This window comes from Bizionia sp., assembly GCF_048259285.1.
Lineage (GTDB): Bacteria > Bacteroidota > Bacteroidia > Flavobacteriales > Flavobacteriaceae > Algorimicrobium > Algorimicrobium hallyeonense.
On sequence record NZ_JBLXHU010000015.1, the window covers coordinates 69,957 to 76,929 of the forward strand.

The window sequence follows — 6,973 nt, forward strand, 5'->3', positions numbered from 1 at the left end:
TTCATTAGAATTTATGGAATTAAAGCGAGTTGTAGTTACTGGTTTAGGAGCACTAACACCTATAGGGAATACCAAAGATGAATTTTGGGAAGCACTAGTAAGTGGAAAGAGTGGTGCTGCACCTATAACGTATTTTGATACTGAAAAGTTCAAGACAAAATTCGCTTGCGAATTAAAAAACTTTAATGCCACCGATTTTCTTGACAGAAAAGAAGCGCGAAAAATGGACCGGTTTACGCAGTATGCTATGGTAGCTTCAGATGAAGCTATTGCAGATTCTAAACTGGACCTAGACGCGGTAAACAAATTAAGAGTCGGTGTTATTTGGGGAGCAGGAATAGGTGGTTTGGAAACCTTCCAGGACGAAGTTTTAAACTTTGCTGCTGGTGATGGTACACCAAGATTTAACCCATTCTTCATTCCGAAAATGATTGCAGATATTGCACCAGGAAACATTTCCATTAAACATGGATTTATGGGTCCTAATTATACAACAGTATCTGCTTGTGCATCTTCGGCCAATGCTATGATTGATGCGCTAAACTATATTCGTTTAGGACATTGTGATGTTATAGTAACCGGTGGAAGTGAAGCTGCAGTAACTATTGCAGGTATGGGTGGTTTTAACGCCATGCATGCCTTGTCAACTAGAAATGAAAGCCCAGAAACAGCCTCAAGACCTTTTGATGCTACCAGAGATGGTTTTGTATTAGGTGAAGGTGCTGGTGCTATTGTACTAGAAGATTACGAACATGCCAAAGCGCGTGGAGCTAAAATTTATGCGGAAGTATTAGGAGGCGGTATGTCTTCAGATGCCTACCACATGACAGCGCCACATCCAGAAGGGATTGGTGTGATTGCAGTAATGAGAAATTGTTTAGAAAACGCAGGCTTAAAACCAGAAGAAGTTGATCATATCAACACGCATGGAACGTCAACACCTCTAGGAGATGTTGCCGAACTGAAAGCAATTTCTGAAGTGTTTGGAGCGCATGCTAAAAATATTAATATCAATTCAACAAAGTCTATGACAGGTCACCTGTTAGGAGCTGCTGGTGCTATTGAGTCTATTGCGTCTATATTAGCAATGGAACACGGTATGGTACCACCAACTATAAATCATGAGGTTGCTGATGAAAATATTGATTCTGAATTAAATTTAACGTTAAACAAAGCACAAAAACGCGATGTTAAAGTTGCCATGAGTAATACGTTTGGTTTTGGTGGCCATAATGCATGCGTATTATTTAAAAAAATTGATTAAACAACGAATGAAAAACATTCGAAACATATTAAATTCCCGTTCAAAATCTGGCGGGAATTTTTTTGTATGTATCCATAATATTCTTGGCTTCAAACCCAAAAATATAGCCTATTACAAAAAAGCATTCACCCATCGCTCCATGAACATTAAGGATGCGGAAGGTCACCCCATTAATTATGAGCGTCTAGAATTTTTAGGCGATGCTATGCTAGGGTCTGTAATTGCATCACATTTATATTCTGAAGTGCCAAGTGGCGATGAAGGCTATTTAACAAAAATGCGTTCTAAAATTGTAAGTCGCGAGCATCTTAACGAGCTTGGAAAAGACTTAAATTTAATTGATTTAGTTGAAAGTAAAATACCTAAAGGTCATTTTGGCGATAATATTTATGGCAATTTATTTGAAGCGTTAGTTGGCGCTATATTTTTAGATCGTGGGTATAAGTATTGCGAAAAGTTTATCTACAAAAAAGTTATTATCCCATATGTAGATATTTCTCAATTGGAAGGTAAAGTAATTAGCTACAAAAGCTTACTGATTGAATGGTGCCAAAAGGAGAAAAAAGTTTTCGATTATAATGTTTATGAAGATACTGGTAATGATGATATTCGCCATTTTGCCGTAAAATTATCTATTGATAATAAAGTAGTAGCAAAAGCACGAGCTACCTCCAAGAAAAAGGCAGAAGAAAAAGCCTCTAAACGCGCCTTTTTTGTTTTTCAAAATCAGATGTCCAAAGATAACTAGCGTATAAAGTTACAATAACGTTTGTGTAACACATTCCTGTTAAGTTTAATATAAACAACATCCAATTATAGCTATTATACACTATCTTTACAAATAGTTTTGATGATTATGCTAATGCAAAAACTAGACTTAAACGATTTTTTAGATACCATAGATTATGCACTAATTGGTATTCATAGCCCTTTAGAAAGTTACCGGTTAGCCTATTTTCTAAATAAAGAATTACAACTTCTTTTATCAAGACAAAAAGCGGATTTAGACTTCGGAAACAACACACAGTACGAAATTTTTGAATGGGTAGATGCGCATAAATTTGCCACATGGCATTTAGTATCAAATAGCTGCCAAGTAGAAGTAATAACGACGGAAAATGATAATTCTCTTTTTGGTTCGCAAGATCAACGAACCACAGAAACCTATCATTTAATACCCGAATACAAAACGGTGAATTATTTTTTGAAAATTTCTGATGACGCTATTACAGAAGATCAAGTTCAGGAGCTAACTAAAAAAATTCAATCCATTCCGAATGTTGTTGCCGCTTATAGTGTCAACCCTTCGGAACTAAAATATAAAAACAACTTAATATTTTATTAATGTTAAAAAGAAAAAAAACAAAAATAGTAGCCACATTAGGACCAGCAACAAGCACGAAAGCCGTTTTAAAGGCCATGCTAGATGAAGGTGTAAATGTGTTTAGAATTAACTTTTCACATGCCGATTATAAAGATGTAGAAGAGCGCATTGGAATGATTCGTGAATTAAACGATGAATTTGGATACAATGCCGCCATTTTAGGCGATTTACAAGGCCCGAAATTACGTGTTGGAACTATGAAAGGCGAGGTGATTGTAAATGAAAGAGACGAAATTATTTTTGCAACAGGAAAACGTTTTGAAGGAACCAAAGAACGGGTTTATATGACCTATGATAAGTTTCCTCAAGATGCCAAACCAGGCGAACGGATTCTGTTAGATGACGGAAAACTTATTTTTGAAGTCGTATCAACCGATAAAAAATCGGAAGTCAAAGCGCGCGTTATTCAAGGTGGACCATTACGCTCTAAAAAAGGCGTTAATTTACCAAACACGAATATATCGCAACCGGCTTTAACAGAAAAGGATATTGAAGATGCTATTTTTGCCATTAAAATGGAAGTGGATTGGATGGCTTTATCCTTTGTACGTCATGCAGAAGATTTAATGCAATTAGAAGAATTAATCAGTAAGCACAGTGACCATAAAATTCCAATTATTGCTAAAATTGAAAAGCCAGAAGCGGTAGAAAATATCGATAAAATTGTTGCCTATTGCGATGGTTTAATGGTAGCTCGTGGCGATTTAGGTGTGGAAATTCCAGCGGAAGAAGTGCCACTCATTCAAAAGCAATTGGTATTACGCGCAAAACAAGCTCGTATTCCCGTAATTATTGCAACACAAATGATGGAAACTATGATTTCCAGTTTAACACCAACACGAGCGGAAGTTAATGACGTGGCCAATTCAGTTATGGATGGTGCCGATGCCGTTATGCTTTCAGGTGAAACTTCTGTAGGGCAATATCCGGTTCAGGTAATTAGGCAAATGTCTAATATTATCAAAAGTGTGGAAGATTCCAACTTGATAAAAGTACCACAAATGCCACCTCATATTCGAACCAAACGTTTTATAACAAAATCTATTTGCTATCATGCCGCCAATATGGCAAACGAAATTGATGCAAAAGCTATTTCTACATTAACAAATAGTGGTTATACGGCTTTCCAAATTTCGGCATGGCGACCAAAAGCACATATTTTAGTATTCTCGTCTAACCGCAGGATTTTAACCCAACTGAATTTACTTTGGGGTGTAAAAGCATTTTTCTATGATAAATTTGTGAGTACAGATGAAACCATTGAAGATGTTAATACCATAGCTTGCCAAAAAGGCTATTTGGAAGAAGGTGATATGTTGGTGAGTTTAGCAGCTATGCCAATTCAGGATAAAGGCATGGTAAATACGCTTCGAGTGACTGAAATAACAAGTTGTAATTTTTAAGAATCGACCACCATTTTAATATAGGAAGACCTCATTAATCATAAAACTAATGAGGTTTTTTTTGAATTCTATTTTATTAAACGCTTCCAAAAGGCGCTATTCTAAAAAGCAAACTGCAATTGCACACTAACCGCTTTTTTTTCTTCGGGTTTTTTGGTTTTTTTATCGGTGTTGAGGTTGGATAATGAGATTCCTAAAAGTCGCACCGAATTTTGCATACTTTCTTGATACAATAAATCTTTGGCTGTTTCTAAAATTACGCTGGCATCACTCACAAAATACGGCAATGTTTTACTGCGTGTTTGCATGGTAAAATCGCTATATTTTATTTTTAAAGTGATGGTTTTTCCCGCCACATCACTTTTTATTAATCGTTTGGACACTTCGTCTGCAATATGTTCTAACTTTTCCAACATGAAAATTTCCGAGGATAAATTTTCACTAAAGGTCCGCTCGGCAGCTAATGACTTTCGAATTCTATTTGGTTTAACTTCGCTGGTATGTATCCCGCGAACCACATGGTAATAAAAACGACCAGATTTTCCAAAATGTGTGTCTAGGTATTCAATGGTTTTCGACTTCAAGTCGGTGCCTGTAAAAATACCGAGCTGATACATTTTCTCGGCCGTTACTTTCCCAACACCATAAAATTTCCGAATATCTAAACCTTCTAAAAAGGGTAAAACATCTTCAGGATTTACCGTTTTCTGGCCATTAGGTTTGTTGTAATCACTGGCAATTTTTGCAATAAATTTATTGATGGAAATTCCGGCGGAAGCTGTTAAGCCGACTTCATTAAAAATACGCGTTCGGATTTCTTGGGCTATTAAACTCGCACTGGGATTGCCTTTTTTATTTTCGGTAACGTCTAGATAGGCTTCATCTAAAGACAAAGGTTCTACCAAATCGGTATAATCGTAAAAAATGTTCCGAATCTGTTTAGAAATTTCACGATACCGATCAAAACGGGTTTTAGTAAATATTAAGTCAGGGCACAAACGTCTGGCTTGCATACCGCTCATGGCACTACGAACGCCAAACTTCCGAGCTTCGTAACTGGCTGCACTAACTACACCACGATTCCCAGAACCACCAACAGCTAATGGCTTTCCTCTTAATTCAGGATTATCCATTTGCTCTACAGACGCATAAAAGGCGTCCATATCCACATGAATAATTTTTCTAATGGGAAATGTGTCTGGCATGATGTAAATTTATAATATCTTTAGCATATAAACAGGTCATTATGGGTAAAACAGCTATCATTTTAGGTGCAACAGGATTAACTGGCGGTTTGCTATTGCAGCAACTTCTGGACGATAACAGATATGATAAAATTAAGTTGTTTTCACGATCGGCTTGTGGTATTGGTAATCCCAAAATTGAAGAGCATTTGGTGGATTTATTCGAATTAAAATCCCACCAAGAACAGTTTACAGGCAACGTGGTCTTTTGTTGTATAGGAACCACCAAAGCCAAAACTCCTGACCAGGAAACCTATTTAAAAATTGATTATGGTATTCCTGTTTCCGCTGCTGAAATGGCTAAAGAAAATGGGATTAAAACCTATATTGTGATTTCTGCCTTAGGTGCTGATAAAAACAGTAAGGTGTTTTACAATCGTACGAAAGGTAGAATGGAAGAGGCCGTTTTGGCACAACAAATATCAAATACCTACGTGCTCCAACCATCTCTAATTGGTGGGAGTCGTGATGAAAACCGTTTAGGTGAAAAACTAGCTAAAATTGCTATGACTGTGGTTAATCCATTTTTAATAGGTTCATTGGCTAAATACAAATCCATCCAACCAGAAACCATTGCAAAATGCATGGTATTTTTAGATAATAACAATTATCCAGATAGTCGGATTTTGTCGGATGATATTAAACACATTGCAAATCAATAACTCATTTTCGCTTCAGCGAAATCTTTAAATATGATTGAAATAGAACGCAAATTTTTAGTTACTTCAGAACAATTTAAAACTGAAGCTATTCGAAATACACGGATTAAGCAAGGGTTTTTAAATACGGATAAGGCACGAACGGTTCGTGTGCGCCTCAAAGGAGAAATTGGTTTTATTACGGTTAAAGGTGCATCTTCCGATGATGGATTATCGCGTTTTGAATGGGAAAAAGAGATTTCAAAACCCGATGCTGAAGCCTTATTAAAATTATGTGAAATAGGCATTATTGATAAAATACGTTATGATATAGAAGTTGGTAAACATGTCTTTGAAGTCGATGAGTTTTTTGGAGAAAATGCAGGTTTGATTGTTGCTGAAGTAGAACTTAAACACCCAACCGAATCATTTGAAAAACCCAATTGGCTTGGCAACGAAGTAACAGGAGAAACTAGATATTACAATTCGCAATTGAGTAAGAACCCTTTTAAAAATTGGAATTCATGAGGGATTTTGTAAGTTTCAATAGAAATATAGCTGCTTTATTAGCAGGTAAAATTGAAAATCTACAGCCTTAATGAAACAATTAAAAATAGGTATTCAAATTATTTTTATTGTTGCTGTAATAATTCATTTTACGGTTAAAGATTACTTCTATGCGTCTGCCATCATCTTTTATGCATTTCCGCTTCCAATTATCATGCTATTAACTTCTTTTTCAATTATAGTTAATAAGAAATGGCGCAAAATCTCCATGTTATTTCTACTAGTTTTAAGTGTTATCTGGTATTTTAAAAGCTATGTTTCAAACCATAATAACACAAGTAAAAATGGTTTGGAAATTGTGGTTTGGAATGCTGGACATAATCAAAGTTTTGAAGAGGCTTTTATTGAAAATAAACGGATTCCAGATGTCTTGGTTTTAATAGAATGCAATTTAAAATCCATTCAAAAAACGCAAAATACATATCCAAATTATTACTTTCACTTATCGGAAGAAGAAATAGGGATATGTATTT

8 protein-coding genes are annotated in these 6,973 nt (G+C 35.8%); 7 read left to right on the forward strand and 1 reads right to left on the reverse strand.

What is annotated here, in order from left to right:
• Nucleotides 1-13: 13 nt before the first annotated feature.
• The 4 genes from fabF (at nt 14) to pyk (ending at nt 4,051) form a co-directional block, all read left to right on the forward strand.
• Nucleotides 14-1,264 (forward strand): beta-ketoacyl-ACP synthase II, encoded by a 1,251-nt coding sequence (gene fabF / locus ACN0QX_RS09210; RefSeq protein ID WP_248397100.1) that lies wholly within the window; start codon nt 14-16, stop codon nt 1,262-1,264.
• A 7-nt stretch (nt 1,265-1,271) separates the two neighbouring features.
• Nucleotides 1,272-2,012, forward strand: coding sequence for a ribonuclease III (rnc, locus tag ACN0QX_RS09215; protein WP_248397102.1), 741 nt, complete (start codon nt 1,272-1,274; stop codon nt 2,010-2,012).
• 114 nt (nt 2,013-2,126) lie between these two features.
• Nucleotides 2,127-2,609 carry an IPExxxVDY family protein gene (locus ACN0QX_RS09220; protein ID WP_417196533.1) on the forward strand — a complete coding sequence of 161 codons (483 nt, stop codon included), beginning with the start codon at nt 2,127-2,129 and terminating at the stop codon, nt 2,607-2,609.
• Nucleotides 2,609-4,051 carry a pyruvate kinase gene (pyk, locus tag ACN0QX_RS09225; RefSeq protein WP_417196535.1) on the forward strand — a complete coding sequence of 481 codons (1,443 nt, stop codon included), beginning with the start codon at nt 2,609-2,611 and terminating at the stop codon, nt 4,049-4,051. The genes ACN0QX_RS09220 and pyk overlap by 1 nt, the downstream gene beginning before the upstream one ends.
• 101 nt (nt 4,052-4,152) lie before the next feature.
• Here pyk and dinB read toward each other — a convergent pair whose 3' ends face one another.
• Nucleotides 4,153-5,256 carry a DNA polymerase IV gene (gene dinB, locus ACN0QX_RS09230; RefSeq protein ID WP_417196537.1) on the reverse strand — a complete coding sequence of 368 codons (1,104 nt, stop codon included), beginning with the start codon at nt 5,254-5,256 and terminating at the stop codon, nt 4,153-4,155.
• Nucleotides 5,257-5,297: 41 nt separating this feature from the next.
• Here dinB and ACN0QX_RS09235 point away from each other — a divergent pair, with 41 nt between their 5' ends.
• From ACN0QX_RS09235 to ACN0QX_RS09245, 3 genes are all read left to right on the forward strand, one after another.
• A complete protein-coding gene (locus ACN0QX_RS09235; protein WP_417196539.1) occupies nt 5,298-5,957 on the forward strand; it encodes an NAD(P)H-binding protein in 660 nt (219 codons plus the stop codon).
• Between the two features lie 30 nt (nt 5,958-5,987).
• Entirely contained in the window at nt 5,988-6,461 is a 474-nt protein-coding gene (locus tag ACN0QX_RS09240; protein WP_417196541.1) for a CYTH domain-containing protein, read from the forward strand.
• Between the two features lie 70 nt (nt 6,462-6,531).
• Nucleotides 6,532-6,973, forward strand: a 442-nt coding sequence (locus ACN0QX_RS09245; RefSeq protein WP_417196544.1) for a hypothetical protein, incomplete at its 3' end; no start/stop codon positions are given.